This is a genomic window from Streptomyces sp. HUAS MG91 (genome assembly GCF_040529335.1).
Taxonomy (GTDB): Bacteria; Actinomycetota; Actinomycetes; order Streptomycetales; family Streptomycetaceae; genus Streptomyces; species Streptomyces tabacisoli.
In genome coordinates this window covers 7,723,152-7,741,966 of the sequence record NZ_CP159534.1, presented here as the reverse complement: position 1 = coordinate 7,741,966, position 18,815 = coordinate 7,723,152, and the positions used below count along the sequence as shown (strand labels likewise).

21 protein-coding genes are annotated in these 18,815 nt (G+C 73.1%); 10 read left to right on the top strand and 11 right to left on the bottom strand.

Features of this window, described 5'->3' with window-relative positions; translation table 11 throughout:
- Positions 1 to 56 precede the first annotated feature (56 nt).
- Entirely contained in the window at positions 57 to 1,220 is a 1,164-nt protein-coding gene (locus ABII15_RS34990; RefSeq protein WP_353946293.1) for an alpha-hydroxy-acid oxidizing protein, read from the top strand.
- Here ABII15_RS34990 and ABII15_RS34985 read toward each other — a convergent pair.
- Positions 1,201 to 2,001, bottom strand: coding sequence for an SGNH/GDSL hydrolase family protein (locus ABII15_RS34985; protein WP_353946292.1), 801 nt, complete (start codon positions 1,999 to 2,001; stop codon positions 1,201 to 1,203). The two genes, ABII15_RS34990 and ABII15_RS34985, sit on opposite strands and share 20 nt — an antisense overlap.
- The gene (locus ABII15_RS34980) at positions 1,998 to 2,564 is read right to left on the bottom strand and encodes a PadR family transcriptional regulator (protein ID WP_353946291.1); all 567 of its coding nucleotides are present in this window, start codon (positions 2,562 to 2,564) and stop codon (positions 1,998 to 2,000) included. Before ABII15_RS34980 ends, ABII15_RS34985 begins: the two co-directional genes overlap by 4 nt.
- 98 nt (positions 2,565 to 2,662) lie before the next feature.
- On the opposite strand from ABII15_RS34980, the gene ABII15_RS34975 reads away from it, so the two are divergent.
- Positions 2,663 to 3,058: a nuclear transport factor 2 family protein gene (locus ABII15_RS34975; protein WP_353946290.1), complete on the top strand. Its 396-nt coding sequence runs from the start codon at positions 2,663 to 2,665 to the stop codon at positions 3,056 to 3,058.
- Here ABII15_RS34975 and ABII15_RS34970 read toward each other — a convergent pair.
- Both ABII15_RS34970 and ABII15_RS34965 read right to left on the bottom strand, forming a co-directional pair.
- Positions 3,046 to 3,573, bottom strand: coding sequence for a flavoprotein (locus ABII15_RS34970; protein ID WP_353947300.1), 528 nt, complete (start codon positions 3,571 to 3,573; stop codon positions 3,046 to 3,048). The genes ABII15_RS34975 and ABII15_RS34970 overlap by 13 nt on opposite strands.
- Positions 3,566 to 4,402 (bottom strand): N-formylglutamate amidohydrolase, encoded by an 837-nt coding sequence (locus tag ABII15_RS34965; protein ID WP_353946289.1) that lies wholly within the window; start codon positions 4,400 to 4,402, stop codon positions 3,566 to 3,568. Before ABII15_RS34965 ends, ABII15_RS34970 begins: the two co-directional genes overlap by 8 nt.
- Before the next feature lie 146 nt (positions 4,403 to 4,548).
- Here ABII15_RS34965 and ABII15_RS34960 point away from each other — a divergent pair, with 146 nt between their 5' ends.
- Together ABII15_RS34960 and ABII15_RS34955 are read left to right on the top strand one after the other, a co-directional pair.
- Positions 4,549 to 5,088 (top strand): winged helix-turn-helix domain-containing protein, encoded by a 540-nt coding sequence (locus tag ABII15_RS34960; protein ID WP_353946288.1) that lies wholly within the window; start codon positions 4,549 to 4,551, stop codon positions 5,086 to 5,088.
- Positions 5,085 to 6,380 carry an MFS transporter gene (locus ABII15_RS34955; RefSeq protein WP_353946287.1) on the top strand — a complete coding sequence of 432 codons (1,296 nt, stop codon included), beginning with the start codon at positions 5,085 to 5,087 and terminating at the stop codon, positions 6,378 to 6,380. The genes ABII15_RS34960 and ABII15_RS34955 overlap by 4 nt, the downstream gene beginning before the upstream one ends.
- Positions 6,381 to 6,431: 51 nt before the next feature.
- On the opposite strand, the gene ABII15_RS34950 is transcribed toward ABII15_RS34955, so the two are convergent.
- Positions 6,432 to 7,400 carry an alpha/beta fold hydrolase gene (locus tag ABII15_RS34950; RefSeq protein ID WP_353946286.1) on the bottom strand — a complete coding sequence of 323 codons (969 nt, stop codon included), beginning with the start codon at positions 7,398 to 7,400 and terminating at the stop codon, positions 6,432 to 6,434.
- 318 nt (positions 7,401 to 7,718) lie between these two features.
- Here ABII15_RS34950 and ABII15_RS34945 point away from each other — a divergent pair, with 318 nt between their 5' ends.
- The 3 genes from ABII15_RS34945 to ABII15_RS34935 all read left to right on the top strand — a co-directional run bounded on the left by ABII15_RS34945 (position 7,719) and on the right by ABII15_RS34935 (position 10,701).
- Positions 7,719 to 8,993: a helix-turn-helix domain-containing protein gene (locus tag ABII15_RS34945; RefSeq protein WP_353946285.1), complete on the top strand. Its 1,275-nt coding sequence runs from the start codon at positions 7,719 to 7,721 to the stop codon at positions 8,991 to 8,993.
- Between the two features lie 123 nt (positions 8,994 to 9,116).
- A complete protein-coding gene (locus ABII15_RS34940; RefSeq protein ID WP_351447213.1) occupies positions 9,117 to 9,407 on the top strand; it encodes a tetratricopeptide repeat protein in 291 nt (96 codons plus the stop codon).
- Positions 9,408 to 9,537: 130 nt separating this feature from the next.
- A complete protein-coding gene (locus ABII15_RS34935) occupies positions 9,538 to 10,701 on the top strand; it encodes a methyltransferase (RefSeq protein ID WP_353947299.1) in 1,164 nt (387 codons plus the stop codon).
- On the opposite strand, the gene ABII15_RS34930 is transcribed toward ABII15_RS34935, so the two are convergent.
- On the bottom strand, positions 10,675 to 11,331 hold the full coding sequence (locus ABII15_RS34930; protein ID WP_353946284.1) for an MFS transporter: 657 nt from the start codon (positions 11,329 to 11,331) through the stop codon (positions 10,675 to 10,677). The genes ABII15_RS34935 and ABII15_RS34930 overlap by 27 nt on opposite strands.
- Before the next feature lie 257 nt (positions 11,332 to 11,588).
- Here ABII15_RS34930 and ABII15_RS34925 point away from each other — a divergent pair, with 257 nt between their 5' ends.
- A complete protein-coding gene (locus tag ABII15_RS34925) occupies positions 11,589 to 12,266 on the top strand; it encodes an AIM24 family protein (RefSeq protein WP_353946283.1) in 678 nt (225 codons plus the stop codon).
- 234 nt (positions 12,267 to 12,500) lie between these two features.
- On the opposite strand, the gene ABII15_RS34920 is transcribed toward ABII15_RS34925, so the two are convergent.
- Together ABII15_RS34920 and ABII15_RS34915 are read right to left on the bottom strand one after the other, a co-directional pair.
- Positions 12,501 to 12,956, bottom strand: a complete 456-nt coding sequence (locus ABII15_RS34920; protein ID WP_353946282.1) for an SRPBCC family protein — start codon at positions 12,954 to 12,956, stop codon at positions 12,501 to 12,503.
- Positions 12,957 to 13,029: 73 nt separating this feature from the next.
- Positions 13,030 to 14,472 carry an NAD(P)/FAD-dependent oxidoreductase gene (locus ABII15_RS34915; RefSeq protein ID WP_353946281.1) on the bottom strand — a complete coding sequence of 481 codons (1,443 nt, stop codon included), beginning with the start codon at positions 14,470 to 14,472 and terminating at the stop codon, positions 13,030 to 13,032.
- A gap of 142 nt (positions 14,473 to 14,614) precedes the next feature.
- Between ABII15_RS34915 and trxA the strand changes: the two genes are divergently transcribed.
- Positions 14,615 to 15,010: a thioredoxin gene (gene trxA / locus ABII15_RS34910; protein ID WP_353946280.1), complete on the top strand. Its 396-nt coding sequence runs from the start codon at positions 14,615 to 14,617 to the stop codon at positions 15,008 to 15,010.
- Between the two features lie 27 nt (positions 15,011 to 15,037).
- Here the strand turns inward: trxA and ABII15_RS34905 are convergent, their stop codons facing one another.
- Both ABII15_RS34905 and ABII15_RS34900 read right to left on the bottom strand, forming a co-directional pair.
- Entirely contained in the window at positions 15,038 to 16,078 is a 1,041-nt protein-coding gene (locus ABII15_RS34905; protein ID WP_353946279.1) for a LacI family DNA-binding transcriptional regulator, read from the bottom strand.
- A 103-nt stretch (positions 16,079 to 16,181) separates the two neighbouring features.
- Complete coding sequence (locus ABII15_RS34900) at positions 16,182 to 17,240, bottom strand: glycosyl hydrolase family 18 protein (protein WP_353946278.1); 1,059 nt, start codon at positions 17,238 to 17,240, stop codon at positions 16,182 to 16,184.
- Between the two features lie 71 nt (positions 17,241 to 17,311).
- Here ABII15_RS34900 and ABII15_RS34895 point away from each other — a divergent pair, with 71 nt between their 5' ends.
- A complete protein-coding gene (locus ABII15_RS34895) occupies positions 17,312 to 17,767 on the top strand; it encodes a type II toxin-antitoxin system PemK/MazF family toxin (RefSeq protein ID WP_353946277.1) in 456 nt (151 codons plus the stop codon).
- On the opposite strand, the gene ABII15_RS34890 is transcribed toward ABII15_RS34895, so the two are convergent.
- Positions 17,752 to 18,600, bottom strand: a complete 849-nt coding sequence (locus ABII15_RS34890) for a TIGR02452 family protein (RefSeq protein ID WP_353946276.1) — start codon at positions 18,598 to 18,600, stop codon at positions 17,752 to 17,754. The two genes, ABII15_RS34895 and ABII15_RS34890, sit on opposite strands and share 16 nt — an antisense overlap.
- Between the last annotated feature and the right edge of the window lie 215 nt (positions 18,601 to 18,815).

The following is an 18,815-nucleotide window of genomic DNA, read 5'->3' as shown; positions in this document are numbered from 1 at the left end:
GTCTCTGCTGGCAGATTGGGCTTCGCTCTCCACCGACAGGCAGAAAGAGGTCCCTCATGAGCCCGCAGTTCGGCGACTACCAGTACGAGATCTACCTCGACGGACTGCGCGGTGTCGTCCCCACGCTCCCCATGGAGTTCGGGGAGCTGGAGCGGCGGGCCGAGGCGGCGCTGCCGCCGTCGATCTGGTCGTACGTGGCCGGGGGCGCCGGGGACGAGCGGACACAGCGGGCCAATGTGGAGGCCTTCGGGCGGTACGGGCTGATGCCGCGGATGATGGTGGGCGCGGCCCGGCGGGACCTGTCCGTGGAACTGTTCGGGCACCGGCTGGCGTCGCCGCTGTTCATGGCGCCGGTCGGGGTGATCGGGCTGTGCGCGCAGGACGGCCACGGGGATCTGGCGACGGCGCGGGCCGCGGCGCGCACCGGGGTGCCGATGGTGGCGTCGACGCTGACCGTGGACCCGATGGAGGACGTGGCCGCCGAGTTCGGTGACACACCCGGCTTCTTCCAGCTGTACACGCCGACCGACCGGGCGCTCGCCGAGAGCCTGGTGAAGCGGGCCGAGGCGGCCGGCTACAAGGGCATCGTGGTCACCCTGGACACCTGGGTGACGGGCTGGCGCCCGCGCGACCTGTCGACCGCGAACTTCCCGCAGCTGCGCGGCCACTGTCTCGCCAACTACACCTCGGACCCGCGATTCAGGGAGCTGACCCCGTCCGACGATCCGCAGGCCGTCGTCGGATCGTGGGTGGGCATCTTCGGCAACCCGCTCACCTGGGACGATCTGCCGTGGCTGCGCTCGCTCACCGATCTGCCGCTGATCCTCAAGGGCGTCTGCCACCCGGAGGACGTGCGCCGCGCCCGGGACGGCGGCGTGGACGGCATCTACTGCTCGACGCACGGCGGCCGCCAGGCCAACGGCGGCCTGGCGGCGCTCGACGCGCTGCCCGGCGTCGTCGAGGCGGCCGACGGCATGCCGGTGCTCTTCGACTCCGGCATCCGCTCGGGCGCCGACGTCGTGAAGGCGCTCGCGCTGGGCGCGACGGCCGTCGGCGTCGGGCGCCCGTACGCGTACGGGCTCGCGGTGGGCGGTGAGGACGGCATCGTGCACGTGCTGCGTTCGCTGCTCGCCGAGGCCGATCTGACGATGGCCGTGGACGGCTATCCGACGCTCGCCGATCTGACGCCGGAGTCCCTGGTCACCCTTCCGCGAGGCTGACGGGAAGCAGCTGCGGGCGCCGGGCGCGGCGCCCGTCGCCGGAGGATCTGCCGCGCAGCCGCCGGCCGAGCCACGGCCCCAGGTACGAGGCGAGCCAGCGCAGTTCGGCCGTCGCCGTGTGCGGCGGGGCGGGCCGCGGGGGCAGCGGCAAGGTCCAGGAGTCGTCGCTGCCGGGCAGGCGGAGGGCGTCGGCGACCGCGGCCGCGATCCGGGCGTGGCCGAGCGGGCTCGCGTGCAGCCGGTCGGCGGCCCACAGCCGCGTGTCGGTGAAGACCGGTGCGTGGGCGGTCTCCGCGACGGCGACGTCGTGGCGTTCGGCCGCGACCCGGATCCGTGCGTTGAGGGCGGTGATCCGGCCGGCGAGCGGGCGCGCGACCGGGATCATCCGGCCGACGTCGGGGAAGGTCACCGTGGCCACCTTGGCGCCCGCCCCGGTCAGCGCCGCGAACATGGCCTCCAGGTGGCCGGCCGTCTCGTCGGCGTCGAAGGACGGCCGCATCAGGTCGTTGACCCCGGCCACGACCGTCGCCAGGTCGGGGCGCAGGGCGAGCGCGGGCGGAAGCTGCTCGGCGCGCACCTGCCCGGAGAGGCGGCCGCGCACCGCGAGGTTCGCGTACCGCGTGCCGGGGTCGAGCTCCGCGAGCCGTTCGGCGAGGCGGTCGGCGCAGCCGCGCAGCCCGGTCGTGTCGTCGCCGTCACCGACGCCCTCGGTCTGGCTGTCGCCGAGCGCCACGTAGCGCAGATAGGAGGCAGGGGGCACCGGCTGGTCGGAAGGGTTCATCGCTCCGCCCGTGCCGTGCGCAGGTCCAGGATCTCCAGGGCGCGGCGGCCCCAGCGGAGGTTCTCCTCCTCCAGGGAGATGCCGCGCAGCAGTGTCAGGTACGGGCCGACCCGCTCGCCGTCGCGCAGGAACTCCGCCTCGGTCATGCCGTGCAGGAGGTGGGCGCGGACGCGCTCGTAGCGGGCGAGTTTGCCCGTCGCCCACGTCATGCGCTCCTCGATGTGGGCACGCACGGCGGCCGTGTCGCCGACGTCCACGGCCTGCACCTTCACCAGCAGCTCGTCGCGCACCGCCATGGGCCGCGGCTCCTTGGCGGTGAAGGCGGCGAGGTCGGCGCGGCCGTCGGCGGTGAGCGTGAACAGCCGCTTGTTCGGCCTGCGTTCCTGGGGGACGACGCGCGCCCGGATCAGGCCGTCGGCGGCGAGCCGCTCCAGCTCGCGGTAGAGCTGCTGGGGCGTCGCGGCCCAGAAGTTGGACACGGACACATCGAAGATCTTCGCCAGGTCATAGCCCGACGCCTCACCCTCCAGCAGGGCCGCGAGCACCGCGTATCTGAGAGACATCTGGACACCGTACAGCGATGCGATTACTTTCATCCACACTTATTCAATTAGTTGAGTACGGGTGAGCCGGTGGCCCGGGGATCAGGAGAGGTGTCGCCATGGAGGCGTTCCGCAAGGCCGTGGAGGCGAACGACCACGCGGCGATCGAGGCGCTGCTCGCCGACGACGTCGTGTTCACCAGCCCGGTGGTCTTCAAGCCGTACCCGGGCAAGGCGATCACCGCGGCGATCCTGCGCGGGGTGACCCGGGTCTTCGAGGACTTCCACTACGTACGGGAGATCCACGACGCGGGCGGCCGCGACCACGCGCTGGTCTTCGCGGCGCGGGTCGGCGACCGGGAGCTGACCGGCTGCGACTTCCTGCACGTGAACGACGCGGGGCTGATCGACGAGTTCACCGTCATGGTGCGGCCGTTGTCGGGGGCGAACGCGCTGCAGGCGGCGATGGCGGCGCAGTTCGACCGGATCGCGCAGGAGGCCGCTCAGGAGTCCTGAGCCGCCGCGCGCGCCCGCAGCCCGGTCAGCAGATCCGTCGCCGCCTCCCAGCCGAACGGGCCCTCCGTGAACCGGACGCCCATCGTCCGCAGTCGGCGCAGGCTGTCCCGGTAGGCCGGGTGCGCGGCCAGTTGCTCGCCGACGCAGGGGGCGGCGGCGACCGGCACGCCCGCGCCGCAGGCCTCGCAGAGCGTGGCCACGGCGAGGGTGTCGGCGATGCCCGCGGCCCATTTGTTGAGGGTGTTGAAGGTGGCGGGGGCGACCACCACGGCGTCGGCGGGCGGGAACGGGCGCGGGGTGCCCGGCCTGCGGGACGCCGCGCGGACGGGTCGGCCCGTCTGCTCCCGCACCGCCGCGACGTCGAAGAACCCGTCGGCGGCCGTCGGGGTCGCGATCACGCCGACGTCCCAGCCGGCCTCCCGCGCCGGGCCGATCAGCTTGCCGATGCCGTCGGCGGCACCGGCCGCGCACACGACGACGTAGAGGAAGGGCCGCTTCTCGGGCGGTTCAGACAGGGTCACCGGTCACCTTCCGGATCAGGTCGGTCAGGGCTGCCGCCACCGCGTGGAGCCCCCGGTGCGGGGTGACGGGTTCGTCCACGTACAGATCGCGCCGCAGTTCCAGCATCACGGCGGTGACCCGCCGGTCGGTGCCGTAGTGGTCCAACGGTACGTACGTGCCCGCGAACGGCGTGTTCAGGCCACACTCGCCGAGCGGTGCGAACGCCGCGCGCGCGTGGGCGAGGAGCGCGTCCGGTGTGTGGAAGGGGTCGGTGCCGAGGCAGACCGGCGGCCGGGGGCCGGTGCCGTGGAGTTCGTAGGGCAGGACGCGGCTCGGATAGGAGTGCACGTCGACGACGACCGCGCGGCCGGTCGCGGCGAGCCGGTCCGCGACCGCCCGGGTCATCGCCCGCGCGTACGGCTCGAAGTAGCGGGCGAGGAGGGCGGCTTCGTCCGGGGCGGGTTCGGGACGCAGCGGCGTGCGGTGGGTGGTGCGGGTGTAGACGGCGCCCATGCCGACCGCGCGCATCTCCTCGCGCTCGTCGGGGAACCGTTCGGGGTCGACGACCAGCCGGGATCGTTCGTTGACGAAGCGCCAGGGCGTCACGGGCGCGGCCCGGGCGGCGACGGCGGCGATCTCCTGGGTGTGCGCGTCGGTGATCAGGTCCAGTTCGCGCTCCAGGGCCGCGTCGTCGAGGACGATCCCGGAGCGCACGTCCGGCGGGATCGTGCGGGATCCGTGCGGCACATGGAGGATCACCGGCGATTCCGGGGCGCCGGGCAGGAGCCGGTGCGCGGGGCCGTCGTCGTCCGTCGATCCGGCGGATCCGTCCGTGGTGTCCATGGCCCCAGCCTGCCCCGGGCACCCCCTGTCCCGAAACATCACCCCCGCGCCCGGTGAGAGGGTCCGCCCGCGACGGGAAGGGCGATTTTCAGACACAGAGCGCAATCCCCTTGCCCAATGGTCAAGAAACGTTGACCATTGTGGACATGCCAGCAGACGACACTCCCGAGACGTTCCACGTCACCACCGACGAACAGTTGCGCGCCGTCTCCAACCTCACGCGCCACCGGATCATGGCCGTGCTCCGCTTCGAGCCCGCGACGATCACGCAGATCGCCGCGCGGGTGGGCCTCGCGAAGGGCAGTTCCAGCTATCACGTACGGCTGCTCGAACGGGCCGGCCTGGTCAAGGTGGTGCGGACGCGGAAGGTCCGGGGCGTCACCGAGCGGTACTACGCCATGGCCGCGCGGTCGATCGTGCTGCCGGATCCGGGCGAAGGAGGCCCGGATGTGCTGATGCGGCACGCGGTGGCCGACCTGGAGGCGTCGCCTGCGGACGGAGAGCGGCACGTGGGGATGGCGCATCTGCGGCTCACCGACGAGCAGTTCGCGGAGCTGGGGGCGCGGCTGGAGGCACTGGCGGTCGAGTACCGCGGGCTGTCCGATCCGTCGCTGCCGGACACGTCGCTGGTCTTCGCGCTGTTCCACCCCGCATCGCCCGAGCAGACCGGAGGGGACACCGAATGACCTCGAACACACGAAGACTGCCGACCGGGTTCGGACGGCTGTGGACCGCGCAGACCGTGTCCTCGCTCGGCGACGGGGTGTCGCACGCCGCGCTGCCGCTGATCGCGCTGACGCTGACCCGGGATCCGATGGCGCTCGCCGTCGTCACCGCCGCCGGAACGCTGCCGTGGGTGCTCTTCGGAGTGCTCGGCGGCGCGCTCGTGGACCGCTGGGACCGCCGGCGCACGATGTGGATCACGGACGCGGCGCGTGCCGTGCTGCTCGCGACACCGGCGGCAGCGGCCGCGCTCGACGTGCTGAGCATCCCGCTGCTCGCCGCCGTCGCCTTCCTGCTCGGTCTCGGCGGACTCTTCTTCGACACGGCCGCCACGGCCTATCTGCCGGACCTGCTCGGCCGCGACCCCGTGCTCCTGGAGCGCGCCAACTCCCGTCTGCGCGGCGCCCAGACCGCCGCCTCCGGATTCGCCGGGCCGCCCGCGGGCAGTGCCCTGCTCGCGCTCGGGCGAGCGGTCCCGCTGCTCGTCGACGCGGTGTCGTTCGCGCTCTCCGCACTGCTCGTACGGTCGCTGCCCGCCGCGCACCGGCCCGTACCGCAGGCCCGCGAGTCGCTGCTGCGGCAGGCACGGGCCGGCGCCTCCTACGTGTTCCGGGACCGGCTGCTGCTCGGGCTAGCGCTGCGTCCGGCGGTCGGGAACATCGCCTTCCTCGCCGTGGAGACCGTCCTCGCCCTCTTCGCGCACGACCGTCTCGGCATCGGCAGCCTCGGCTTCGGTCTGCTCCTCACCGCGGAGGCCGCCGGCGGTCTGCTCGGCGCGGGCATCGCCTCCTTCCTCGGCCGCCGCCTCGGCACCGGCGCCGCGCTCACCTGCACGGCCGCCGTCGAGGGACTCGCCGTCCTCGGGCTCGCGGCCTCCCCGAACCCGTACGCCGCCGGTCTCGCGCTCGCCGTGTGCGGGGCGGGCATGGGCGCCACGATGGTGCTCGCGCCCTCCCTCCGGCAGACGATCGTTCCCGCCCACCTGATGGGCCGGGTCGCCTCGACCTCCCGCATGCTCGCCATGTGCGCCGCCCCGTTCGGCGCCTTCCTCGGCGGCTGGCTGGCCACCGCGTACGACGTGCGCACCCCGCTCTTCGCCGCCGCCGGACTCCTCCTCACGATGACCGCCGTCACGGCCACCATGACCAGCAACCGCCGGGTCGAGGCGGCGCTGCGCGGCGCCGCACCGGCCGACGGCCCGACCCGCCCGGAATCCGGGGAGCGGGTTGCGGAGCGCGCGGCCGAATCCCTGTGACGCGACGCACGGGGCGGGGCCCGCGAACGGCCCCGCCCCGCCGGACAGGCCCTAGCCGACCGGGCCCACGGGACCGGTGAGCGGGAGCACGGTCCGGCACTTCACCGGTCGCGGATGCGCCGGGTCGAGCGCGTTCAGGACGTACGTGAGGGCGATCGGGTCGTACGCGGCTTCAAGGTGATCGGTGAGGTCGAGCGCGCAGCCGTCCTGGACGCGGATGTTGCGGACCGTCGCGCCCGGGACCGCCGTCAGATAGCTGTTGGTGTAGGGCGTGACGACCTCGTCGTACTTGCTGGCGATGACCGTGTAGTCGACGCCGGGCACGGTGTCACCGCCCGCGTCGAGCTGCTTGTTGAAGTCCGAGCCGACCTCCTGCTCGACGAGCGCCGGACTGGTCTTGGTGAGCAGGTCGTTGGCCGGCTCCAGCAGATGCAGGGCGCTGCCGAGCTGGGTGATGCCGCTCAGGGTGGTGCCGTGGTTGGACGGGGTGATGCCGATGAGCTTGCCGACCTTGCCCGCGGCGCCCGGGTCGTTCTTCAGGTAGTAGCGCGGCATCGGGCCGCCGCCCTGCGAGTGCCCGACCAGGTCGACCTCGGCGGCACCCGTGGCAGCCCGCACCTTGTCGACGAAGGTGCCCAGCTTCGCCGCGCTGTCTTTCATGGGCCCGGTGCCCTGGACGGCACCTGTGTCGCTGTCGGTGCCGTAGTTGAAGGCGAAGACGCAGTACCCGTTGTTGGCCAACAGGGGCGCCGCGCCGCGCCAGTTGTCGTTCATGTTCTCCAGCGTGCCGTGGATGAGGACGACCGGTTGCGGGTGCTCGGCGCTCGGCCTGCACGCCCAGTCGTTGGCTCCGTCGGGGGCCTGGCCCGCCTGCAGGAATCCCTTCAGGAATCCGCTGGTGAAGTTGTACTCGACCGGCCGGGCGCCGTCGGCCGCCGAGGCGTTCGGAGCACCGAAAGCGAGGAGCCCAGAAATCCCGAGGGCGCTCGCGGCGACCGCGCCGAAAATCGTGTGTCTCATTTCCAGTACCGTCCCTTGTTCTGGAATACCGCGCGATTCGCGGCGTCGGACGGCGAGAAGTTAGAAGGAGTCCGGGGCCACGGCAACGGTGTGGGCAGGGGGATTCGTGAGGCGCGCAGGACGGTGCCAGGATTCGGCGGGCGGCCGCCACCGAAGATGTCACCCATGTGAGTGCTTTGTCGGATCTACCACCCGAACGGCCCACAATATCGCTGGTGAGCGACCCACCGGCGGTGCTGTTCGACATGCCGTCAACATCTTGACCCGTGAGTAACACCGGCTCATACTCGGCTGGACGGACGGACGTTGAGGTGGGTCATGAACGCTACCGGTGCGGCCGGTGCGCCGGGCTTCGGAGGCGCGTGGGCGGTCTTTCCGCAGCGGCTCGCGGCGGAACTCCGCAAGGAGAACCGCACTCTGGCCGCCGAGATCATTCATGAAATCCGCCGTCAGATCCCGGAATTCTCCCGCCCGTTGTCGGGACAGTTCGGCGCCGCCATCCAGAACGGGGTGGAAACCGCTCTCGCGGAATTCGTCGACCGGGTGGAGGAGGGCGGCGGGGAACTCGACGCGGAGCGGCTGCCGGTCTACCGGGCCCTGGGCCGCGGCGAGTTGTCCGAGGGCCGCAGCCTCGACGCGCTCCAGGCCGCGTACCGGCTCGGCGGCCGGGTCGCGTGGCGCCGCTATGTGCGCGTCGCACGTCGCCTCTCGCTCGCCACGGACGCGGTGGCGCAGCTCGCGGAGACCGCCTTCACGCACATCGACGAGATCGCGGCCGCGTCCGTCGCCGCGTACGCCCGCGCCCAGGCCGACGCGGCCGGCACGCTCGGCCGCCGCCGGCACCGACTGCTCACCCTGCTGGTCGCGTCCGACCTCTCCCCCGGTCCCCCTCCGCGCACGACACGGGCGGAACCCGTGTCCGACGACGTGCTGCGGCAGGCGGCGCGGGACGCGGAGTGGCCGCTGCCGAAGACGGTGGCGGCGGTCGCCCTGAGCCCGGGCCGTCCGGGTCCGGGTCCGCGCGCGGTGGGAACGCCCGGCTCGCTCCCCGGTGGGTCGTCGCACGGGCTGCGGCTGCCCTCCCTGGTGCTCGCCGATCTCGACGGGCCCGCGCCGTGTCTGCTCGTGCCCGATCCGGCGGAGCTGTTCGCCGACCCCCGGCTGCGGCAGGTGCTGCACGACCGGGCCGGTGCCGCGGGACCGGCCGTGCCGCTGCGGCAGGCCGCCGACTCGCTGCGCTGGGCCCGATCGCTGCACGCCCACGCCGCGGCGGGCGAGAGGGCCGACGCCGACGGGCGGCTCACGGATCTGCTGCTGCTCGCCGATCCCCCGCTGGTCCGGCTCATGGCGGCCCGGCGGCTCGCCCCGCTGGAGGCGCTCACCCCGAAGCAGCGCGACCGGCTCGCGCACACCCTGCTCGCCCATCTTCAGACGCCGCACGGCAGCGCCCCGGAGCTCGCCGAGCGCCTCGCGATCCATCCGCAGACCGCCCGGCAGCGGCTGCATCACCTCCAGCGCCTGTTCGGCACCCAGCTCGCCGATCCGGACGCCCGCTTCGAGCTGGAGGCGGCGCTGCGGGCGGGCCTCGCCTGACCCGTGCGGGTCCGCGGAATATGCCGGGGGTCCACCCTGTTGACGGCCGCGAAGGAGGCAACAGTGGAGCAGCAGAAGTACTACTCGCACGGAACGGCCGCGGAGCGCTGGGAGCGGGCGCGGATGTTCTTCGACGCCAAGGAGTACGCGACCGCCGCCCGGATCCTGGACGGTCTCGTCGCGGAGGTCCCGGAGCAGGTCGCCCCGCGTCTGCTGCTGGCCCGCTCCTACTACCACTCGGCGCAACTGCGGCGCGCCGAGGCCGAGCTGCGCACCATCGTGGAGCGCGACCCGGTGGAGCACTACGCCCGGCTGATGCTCGGCCGCACCCTGGAGCGGCAGGGCCGGGACACCGAGGCGGCCCCGCACCTGCGGATGGCGGCGGCGCTCGCCGGGGACTTCCCGGAGGACTGATCCGCGGCGGTGCGGCCGGAGCGCGAGCCCGGCCGCACCGCCGTGAGCCGGGGCCGGACGGCCCCGTGACCTCGGCTAGCCTTGCGAGACGATGAACCACCGCACCGACAAGGCCGCCCCCGCACCCGTCCTGACCACCCCCTGGTCCGACCTGGCCCTCACCCGCCACCCCGAGGACCCGCGCGACCCGCTGCGTGCCTGGGACGCGGCCGACGCCTATCTGCTGAGGCACCTCGCCGAGCAGGGCGTCGATCTGTCCGGGTCCGTCGTGGTCGTCGGAGACCGCTGGGGCGCCCTGGGCACGGCACTCGCGGGGGCGGGCGGCGGCGCGCCGACACTGATCTCGGACTCCTACCTCGGCCGCGAGGCCACGCGGGCGAACCTGGAGCGCAACGCCCTCTCGGGACCGACGCTGCTGACGACGCAGGACGCCCCGCCGAGCCGGGCCGACGTGCTGCTCGTGCGGGTTCCGAAGAGCCTGGCGCTTCTGGAGGACCAGTTGCACCGGCTGCGGCCCGCCGTCCACGCGGACACGGTGGTCGTCGGCACCGGCATGGTCAAGGAGATCCACACCTCGACGCTCCAGCTGTTCGAACGGATCATCGGCCCGACCCGCACCTCGCTGGCCGAGAAGAAGGCGCGGCTGATCTTCAGCACGCCCGACCCGTCCCTGGCCCCGGGCCCGAACCCCTGGCCCCACCAGTACGGGCTGCCCGACGGCATCGGGCCGCTGGCGGGCCGCACGGTCGTCAACCACGCCGGAGTGTTCTGCGCCGAGCACCTCGACATCGGCACCCGCTTCTTCCTCGAACACCTGCCGCGGGCCACGGGCGCCCGTCGGATCGTCGACCTCGGCTGCGGGAACGGGGTGGTGGGGACGACGGCCGCGCTCACCCACCCCGGCGCCGAGGTGCTGTTCACCGACGAGTCGTACCAGGCGGTGGCGTCGGCCGGGGCCACGTACCGGGCGAACGTCGAGGACGGCACGGCGCGGTTCCGGACCGCCGACGGTCTGGAGGGGGTCCCGGACGGCAGCGTCGACCTCGTCCTGAACAACCCGCCCTTCCACTCGCACCAGGCGACGACCGACGCGACGGCCTGGCGGATGTTCGCGCAGGCCCGGGCCGCGCTGGCGCCCGGCGGTGAGCTGTGGGTGGTCGGCAACCGGCATCTGGGCTATCACGTCAAGCTGCGCCGGCTGTTCGGGAAAAGTGAACTCGTCGCCGGTGGACCGAAGTTCGTGATCCTCAAGGCCGTGAAGCAGGCGTCACGCGCGCGGGCCCGCCGGCAGTGACAGGGCGAGCGCGGCGGCCAGCAGGCAGACCGCGCCGCATCCGGCGAGGAACACCCCGGCGCCCCGGGCCGCCGCGACCAGCCCGGCGAGGGGCAGCAGCAGCGGACTCAGCCCGAGGGTGCACAGCGCGGTGACCGAGGTGACCCGGCCGGTGTAGGCGGGTTCGGTCCACTGCTGGAGCAGGGCGTGGCCGAGGACCATGGGGACTCCGCTCGCGGCGCCGAGCAGCGCGCACAGGGCGACGGCGGCGCCGGGCCCCGGCCGGGCGAGCCCGAGGGCGGCGACGAGCGCACCGGTGGCGGTCAGGCTCGCGGCGAGCAGGGTGCGCGGCGCGGGCACACGGCGTACGAGGGTGAGCGCGAGGCCCGCCGCGGCGCCCGCCACGCTGAACGCGCCGAGCAGCAGCGACAGGGTGCCGGGCTGCCAGCCGCGTTCGTCGGTGGGCAGGACCAGCGCGGCGCCGACGGGGCCGCTGAAGCACATCTCGCCGAGCCCGATGACGGCGACGAGCCGCCCGAGAGAGCGACGCCCCGCCAAGTAACGCAGCCCGTCCCGGAGTTGGGACCAGGAGGAGTGCGCGTGCGCGGCCGGCGCCGGTACGTCGGGCACCCGCAGTCGGGCGAGCAGCACCAGGGACAGAAGAGTTCTTCGCGAACGGTTCTTCGCGATCGGCCTCCCGAGAAAAGTCGAACTCGTTCCCCAACGGGTGCATCCGGCAGCCCACTTGGGCCGGTAGTACGGGGTGAGTCAGCGGGCTCTACCCCGCCCGCTCATCTCGCTCGTCGCCGGCGTCCGGTGCGCCTGCACGCCCGGGCGTCGGCGGCGTCCCAGCACGGATATCGCGACGCACCTTGTCGGAACGAGTCCCTCCGGGACACCATGCCCGGATGAAGGGTGATCTTTTCGCGAGTGAGTTCGTCGTGCAGGCCGCGGTGGCGCCGGGCATGTCCGTTCAGAACGCCAAGTCGATCCGGTATGTCATCGACGGCGAGATGATGGCGCGACAGGGGGCGATGATCGCCTACCGGGGGAATCTGCAGTTCGAGCGCAAGGGCCAGGGCGTCGGCGGCATGCTGAAGCGTGCCGTCACCGGTGAGGGCCTCGCGCTGATGAAGGTGAAGGGGCGCGGCGAGGCCTGGTTCGCGCAGGAGGCGCAGAACGTGTTCGTGGTGGACCTCGAACCCGGCGACGTGTTCACGGTCAACGGCCGCAACGTGCTCTGCTTCGACCCCACGCTGTCCTACGACATCAAGACGGTGAAGGGCGCCGGCATCAGCGGCGGCGGCCTGTTCAACAGCGTGTTCTCGGGTCATGGCCGGCTGGGCCTGGTCTGCGAGGGCAATCCGCTGGTCCTGCCGGTGTCGCCGCAGCAGCCGGTGTACGTCGACACGGACGCGGTGGTCGGCTGGACCGCGGCTCTGCGGACGTCGCTGCACCGTTCGCAGTCCATCGGGTCGATGATCCGGGGCGGGTCCGGGGAGGCGGTCCAGCTCATGCTGGAGGGCGAGGGGTTCGTGGTGGTGCGGCCGACCGAGGCGACCCCGCAGAAGCCGCAGCAGCACTAGGAGCGGCAGCAAGCAGAACTAGGCCGTGTCCGCAAAGTCCCTCCTGCCTCGCGACGCCTGGCACGCTTCCCCAAGCTCTCGAACTTCGCTCGAGCAGGGGAGACCCCATTCGCCGCACCGGGCGTAAGGCCGAGTACGTCCAGTACGAGGCCTTGCACCCGGCACGCCGAGAGCACGCACCAGACGCCGCGAGGCCCGCCCTCCGGGCGGACGGAGGGACTTTGCGGACACGACCTAGGGCCTGTGCGCGGTGGCCGCCCGTTCGGCCACCGCGATCCTCGCCAGCTTGGTGAGCATCATGCCGTTGCGCACCTTGACCAGGTAGTCCACGGGCAGGCCGTGCATCCGGGTGCCCGGTCCCCGCAGGGGATGCCAGTCGAGGACGAACAGCGTGTGCTCGCCCCACGGGATCAGCTTCATGGCGACACGGGCGGCGCCGAACGGGTCCGCCTTCGCCTCCAGCTCCAGCCGGTGCTCCGGCTCGCAGATCCGGACGATGCTGACGTCGTCCGTGGTCAGCGGGCCGATGCCGACCCGGAACCGCAGCGCGGTGCCCACGGCGGGCCAATCGGGGTCCACCCCGAGCACCTGCTGGTTCCCGGTCACCCACTCCCCGTAGCGATGGCCGTCGGACAGCAGCCGCCACACCTCGGCGGGCGGGCTCAGGATGAGTCGGCGGTTGCGGGCCACGACGATCACGCTCCTTCTCAGGACAAGCGTGCGACCCCGGTGCCACTCCGGCAACCGCCGACCCGGGATCCCGCTAGCCGCGATACGTCTCCAGCAGCCGCAGCCACACCTCGCTCACGGTCGGGTACGCCGGCACCGCGTGCCACAGCCGTTCGATCGGCACCTCGCCGGCGATCGCGACGGTCGCCGAGTGGATGAGTTCGCCGACGCCGGGGCCGATGAACGTGACGCCGAGCAGCACCTCGCGGTCCAGGTCGACGATCATGCGGGCACGGCCGGTGTACCCGTCGGCGTAGAGGCCCGCTCCGGCCACGTTGGCCAGGTCGTAGTCGACGGCCCGGACGCGGTGGCCCGCCGCCTCGGCCTCGGCGAGGGTCAGGCCCGCGCTCGCCGCCTCGGGGTCGGTGAAGACGACCTGCGGGACGGCGGCGTGGTCGGCGGTGGCGGCGTGGGCGCCCCAGCGGTCGGTCTCCAGGAGCGGCACGCCGGCCGCGCGGGCGGCGATGGCGGCGCCCGCGATCCGGGCCTGGTACTTGCCCTGGTGGGTGAGGAGCGCCCGGTGATTGGCGTCGCCGACCGCGTACAGCCAGTCGCTGCCCTCGACGCGGAGGCTGTCGTCCACGGTCAGCCAGGAGCCGGGGGCCAGCCCGACCGTGTCCAGGCCGATGTCGTCGGTGCGCGGGGCGCGCCCCGTCGCGAACAGGATCTCGTCCGCCTGAAGGACCGTCCCGTCGGTGAGCGTGGCCGAAACCGTGCCGTCCGTGCGTTCGACCGCGGTCACGGACACGCCGGTGCGCACCTCGGCCCCGGCCTCGCGCAGGGCGTCGACGACCAGTTCCCCGGCGAACGGCTCCATCCGGTCCAGCACGCCACCGCCGCGTACCAGCAGCGTGACCTGCGATCCGAGCGCCTGCCAGGCCGTGGCCATCTCGGTGGCGACGACCCCGCCGCCGACGACGATCAGCCGTCCGGGCGCATGGTCGGCGCTGGTCGCCTCCCGGCTGGTCCAGGGCTTGACCTCCGGCAGGCCCGGCAGCTCGGGCAGGGCGGCGCGGGTGCCGGTGCAGACCGCGACGGCGTGCCGGGCGGTGAGCACGGTCACCGTGCCGTCCTCGGCGGTCACCGTGACCCGGCGGGGCCCGTCGAGGCGGCCGTGCCCCCGGTAGAGGTCGGCACCGATGGACTCGATCCAGCCGACCTGGCCGTCGTCCTTCCAGTGGGAGGTGAAGTCGTCGCGGTGGGCGAGTACGGCGGCGGTGTCGAGGGGGCCCTGAACGGCCTGGCGCAGTCCCGGCACCCGGCGGGCGTCGGCGCGCGCGATCACCGGGCGCAGCAGCGCCTTGCTGGGCATGCACGCCCAGTACGAGCATTCGCCGCCGACCAGCTCGCTCTCCACGATCGCCGCGCTCAGGCCGCCGGCCCGCACCCGGTCGGCGACGTTCTCCCCGACCGGCCCCGCCCCCAGCACTACAACGTCGTACGCGTGGTCGTTCGTGGTATCCGTGGCATGTGTCATGACGCCCAGTGTGGTCGTAGGTGTGCGTGCGGGCCACATGGGTATGGGCGCGGAATACGTCCGGCATCCGGACGGTTGTGCACGAAGGCATTGCCCCCTACGGCTTCGCCCCGAACCCAGGAAGCAGGAAGAGGGAAACACCATGAGCAGCACCACTGTGGAGCTGACGAAGGAGAACTTCGATCAGACGGTCACGGAGAACGAGTTCGTGCTGATCGATTTCTGGGCGTCCTGGTGCGGCCCCTGCAAGCAGTTCGCCCCGGTCTACGAGAAGTCCGCGGAGGCCAACCCGGACCTGGTCTTCGGCAAGGTCGACACGGAGGCGCAGCCCGAGCTGGCCGCCGCCTTCGGGATCCAGTCGATCCCCACGCTGATGATCGTCCGTGACCAGGTGGCCGTGTTCGCCCAGCCGGGCGCGCTCCCCCAGGAGGCCCTGGACGACGTGATCGGCCAGGCCCGCAACCTGGACATGGACGAGGTCCGCAAGTCCGTCGCCGAGCAGCAGGCTCAGCAGGGACAGCAGCCCGACGGGGCCTGAGCCCTTCGGGGCGGGGTGCGGCGCGGGTCAGGCCGACTCGCGCCGCACCAGGCTCGCGTCCAGGACGTCCCTGATCTCCGGCCCGGCGGGCGGGGTGCGCACGAGCCGGTCGACGAACTCCGCCAGTTCCTGCCCCGAGGGCAGGGCGAGCCGGACGGTCGTCAGGCGGGGCCGCAGCAGCCGGCCGAGCATCAGATCGTCGGCGCCGACGACGGCGACGTCGTCGGGGATGGCGACGCCCGCGTCCTGCAGTGCCCGCATCAGCAGCATCGCGTACTCGTCGTTGTAGGCGAAGACGGCGCTGAGCCCCAACTCTCTTATGTGCGCGACGACTTGAGCGGCGTTTTCCTCGTCGTAGGCGACCGGCAGCGCGACCGCTTCGACGCCGGTCTCCCGGACGCCCGCGAGGCGGGGTACGGCGAACGCGTCCAGGCCCTCCTCCCGCGGCATGAGCACGCCGATCCGGCGGTGCCCGCGCTCCCGCAGATGGTGTGCCGCGACCCGGCCCACGGCGCGGTGGTCGGCGATCAGGGCGTGCGCCCCCTCGACCGGCTCGGCGCCGAGGGTGATGACGGCTCTGGCCCCGGACCGCTGGAGGATGCCGATGCCGCGCCGGCCCATGCCGGCCGGGGCGAGGACGGCGACGGGCCGCAGCTCGGCCCAGGCGCGGGCCGCGTCGTCGCCGCCGACGCCCACGCTCCCGTACTGCACCGCCGTGTAGTCGAACCGGCTCAGCGCCCACTGGAACTCGTTGAGGAATCCGCTGTACAGGGTGCCGACGGGCACGTCCGGCGCGGGCATGAGGACGATGCGGGTGTGCCCGGCGCGCAGGCTGCGGGCGGCGGCGTGCGGGACGTAGCCGAGTTCCCTGGCGGCCTCGTGGACGCGGCGCCGGGTCGGTTCGCTGATCCGTACGGCGCTGGTGTTGTTCAGGACATAGCTGACGGTGGCGCGCGAGACCCCGGCCTGGCGCGCGACGTCCGCGCTGGTGGGCGCCGAGCTGCGGGGCGGGCCCGGGGGCTCGGCGGATGCGGGCTGTTGACTGGGTATCTGCGGTTTCTCCACCATGACGTACGGCATCCTTGCAGAAGGCGTGCCCGCACCGGGCCCCGGGCGGGCACTCCGTGCCGTACGCGCTCAACACGCCTCCTCCTGACGGGCTTTGGAGTGCCTAGCCGTCGGCGAGGACCTTCCACACGTCCGGGTCCTCGAAGCCCAGCGCCCACAGCACCGTGTTCGGGACGCCGTGGGTGCGCAGCACGGCGAGGTGGGCCGCGGTGCCGCGCGCGTCCTGGTACCAGACGGTGCGCCGGGTCGTGCCGTCCTTGTACGTGAAGTGCGGGGTGCTGGAGTCGGGATCGAGGGTGTACGGCGCCTTCTCCTTGCGGCGCAGCGCCTCGGCGTCCTTCCATGTCACGTGTTGTGCGCGGGACTTGTCGCCGACCGCCCAGTTCCAGCCGTAGGCCGGGATCCCCATCTCCAGCTTGGCGCGCGGGACTTGGGCGGTGGCCGTGGCCAGGATCTCGTCGTACCACTGCGGGGTGCAGAGCGGGCCGGGCGCGCCCTCGGCCCAGTGCAGGTTGTACGCCATGATCCGGAGCCGGTCGGCGGCGGCGCCCAGCCGCTCGTAGTCCCAGACGCGGCCGCTGGTACGGGTCTTGGGGGACACGGTGACGAAGCACTGCTTGCGCAGGCCGTGCAGGCGGGCACAGAGATCGGTGACGAAGTCGGCGTATCCGGTGCGCACGGCGCGGTAGGTGGCGTCGGGGCTCGGGGCGATGGTCTCGTAGTCGAGGTCGATGCCGTCGTAGGCGCGGCTGCGGACGACGGCGAGGAGCGCGTCGATGTGTTCGGCGCGGCGGGCGGGGCTGGTCATGACGGCGCCGAGGGTGCCCGGCTTCATCTGTTCCATGACGGTCGGGACGACCTGGATGCCCTTGTCGTGCAGGCCGTTGACGATGCGGCGCTCGCCCGCGCCGGGATGGCCGTCGACGCGGGTCGCGGACTTCGTCTCGTACCAGAAGGGGCTGATGGTGCGGATCTGGCCAGCGTGCGCCAGGGCGTCCTGGTAGGCGTTCTCCTGGTCCCAGTACGGCAGCCAGGCCGAGACGGTGCGCGGCGGGGCCGGGGCGTCGTCGGCCCGTGCGGCGCCGGGCGCGAGGGCGCCGGTCAGGAGCAGCAGCGCGGGGAGTGCGGTCAGGGCGGTGCGGTGTATGCGTCGTCGTGCCATGTGCCGAGCCTGCGGGGCGTCCGGTGGACCCGCCGCACGGATTGGGCCGTCCAGGCTCTAACGTGACCCGGGTGACTGCCTTTACGGATGATTCCGCGAACGAGCACCCCGGCCGCTTCGGGGCGACGGCCACGGTGGAGGCCGAGCCGCGCCGGGTGGGTCCGGTGCGCACCGAGTACGCGCCCGCGCACGACGGCGACCCCGACCCGGGCGAGATCGTCTGGACGTGGGTGCCCTTCGAGGAGAACGACGGGCGCGGCAAGGACCGTCCCGTGCTCGTCGTGGCCCGGGAGGCGGCCGGGACGCTGCTGGCCGTGCAGTTGTCGAGCAAGCGGCACGACCAGGACCGCGAGTGGGTGGCGCTCGGCTCCGGGCCCTGGGACCGGGACGGCCGGGACTCGTGGGTGGATCTCGACCGGGTGCTGCGGGTGCACGACCAGGGGATGCGGCGCGAGGCGTGCGCCCTGGACCGCGGCCGGTTCAACACGGTGGTGCTGCGGCTGCGGGAGCGCTACGGCTGGCGCTGAGCGGCCTGCTGCCGGGGGCCGGTGAGGACCCGCTCGAACGCCGAGCGGGTCGCCGCGTCCTTCGTGCGGTCGAGGACCGCGAAGACGACCTGCTCGAAGCGGCCGTGGAAGCGGCCTTCCAGCAGGTCCGCGAAGGCCCGCGCGACCTGCTCGGGGTCGTTGCGGAAGACGCCGCAGCCCCACGCGCCGAGCACGAGGCGCCGGTAGCCGTGCAGGGCCGCGACCTCCAGGACGCGCTCGGCGCGGCTCGCCAGGGCGGCGGGGATCCGGCCGACCCGCTCGGGGGTGCGGCTCGCGATCACTCCGGCGTTCGGCGCGGGTGAGGTCAGGAAGCCCACCTGGAAGGGCTCGTCGAGGAGCCGGCCGCGGTCGTCCCTGAACACGGGCACGCCGGGGCTGTGGATCACCCGGTCGGTGTAGAAGACGTCCCGGTCGGCCCGGTGGTGGTCGTAGAACTCCGGCGCTTCGAGCAGGCAGGTGTAGAGCGCCGAGGCGCGGCAGACGGCCTCCTCCTGGGCCTGTGCCCCGTTCAGGTAGCCGCCGCCGGGGTTGCGGGCGGACGCGAAGTTCAGCACCGCGATCCGCTCCGCCCGCTCCCCCGTCATCCGGCGCGCCGCGTCGAGGCTGCTCTCCCCCGTGACCTCGACCGTCGGCGCCGCCACGACCGGCGCGGGCGGCACGGCCACCGGGCCGGGACCGTACACGCCGGTCCCTTCCCGGGCCCGTGCCACCGCGTCGGCGAGGTGGATCGTGCGCCCGTCCCCCGTGACGTACTCCCCCGTGGCGACGATCTCCTCCGTGCGCTGCGCGAGCTCCCGCAGCCGGGCGCTCACGCGCGCTCCCCCGTCGTTCTCATGAACCCATCGTGTGCGCTCGGTGACCCGGCGGACAACAGGTTTTCTCCGGGGCGGTCGAGGCGCCCTCACCCCCGGACGCACCCTTGTGCGATTCCCAACGAGCGTCTTGGGTATACGGGCGTTGCCCGAAAAGGCCCGACCCGGGCCGAATCGACGCCATGCCCCCGACCGGGGACCATGGGACGGGTGAG

Excerpts from the sequence above, each read along its gene's own strand:
- ABII15_RS34965 (WP_353946289.1), bottom strand. The coding sequence starts at position 4,402 with ATGGACACCACGGACGGATCCGCCGGATCGACGGACGACGACGGCCCC.
- trxA (WP_353946280.1), top strand. The coding sequence starts at position 14,615 with ATGAGCAGCACCACTGTGGAGCTGACGAAGGAGAACTTCGATCAGACG.
- ABII15_RS34900 (WP_353946278.1), bottom strand. The coding sequence starts at position 17,240 with ATGGCACGACGACGCATACACCGCACCGCCCTGACCGCACTCCCCGCG.
- ABII15_RS34940 (WP_351447213.1), top strand. The coding sequence starts at position 9,117 with ATGTTCTTCGACGCCAAGGAGTACGCGACCGCCGCCCGGATCCTGGAC.
- ABII15_RS34980 (WP_353946291.1), bottom strand. The coding sequence starts at position 2,564 with ATGTCTCTCAGATACGCGGTGCTCGCGGCCCTGCTGGAGGGTGAGGCG.
- ABII15_RS34915 (WP_353946281.1), bottom strand. The coding sequence starts at position 14,472 with ATGACACATGCCACGGATACCACGAACGACCACGCGTACGACGTTGTA.
- ABII15_RS34960 (WP_353946288.1), top strand. The coding sequence starts at position 4,549 with ATGCCAGCAGACGACACTCCCGAGACGTTCCACGTCACCACCGACGAA.
- ABII15_RS34945 (WP_353946285.1), top strand. The coding sequence starts at position 7,719 with ATGAACGCTACCGGTGCGGCCGGTGCGCCGGGCTTCGGAGGCGCGTGG.
- ABII15_RS34950 (WP_353946286.1), bottom strand. The coding sequence starts at position 7,400 with ATGAGACACACGATTTTCGGCGCGGTCGCCGCGAGCGCCCTCGGGATT.
- ABII15_RS34955 (WP_353946287.1), top strand. The coding sequence starts at position 5,085 with ATGACCTCGAACACACGAAGACTGCCGACCGGGTTCGGACGGCTGTGG.
- ABII15_RS34975 (WP_353946290.1), top strand. The coding sequence starts at position 2,663 with ATGGAGGCGTTCCGCAAGGCCGTGGAGGCGAACGACCACGCGGCGATC.
- ABII15_RS34925 (WP_353946283.1), top strand. The coding sequence starts at position 11,589 with ATGAAGGGTGATCTTTTCGCGAGTGAGTTCGTCGTGCAGGCCGCGGTG.
- ABII15_RS34990 (WP_353946293.1), top strand. The coding sequence starts at position 57 with ATGAGCCCGCAGTTCGGCGACTACCAGTACGAGATCTACCTCGACGGA.
- ABII15_RS34905 (WP_353946279.1), bottom strand. The coding sequence starts at position 16,078 with ATGGTGGAGAAACCGCAGATACCCAGTCAACAGCCCGCATCCGCCGAG.
- ABII15_RS34985 (WP_353946292.1), bottom strand. The coding sequence starts at position 2,001 with ATGAACCCTTCCGACCAGCCGGTGCCCCCTGCCTCCTATCTGCGCTAC.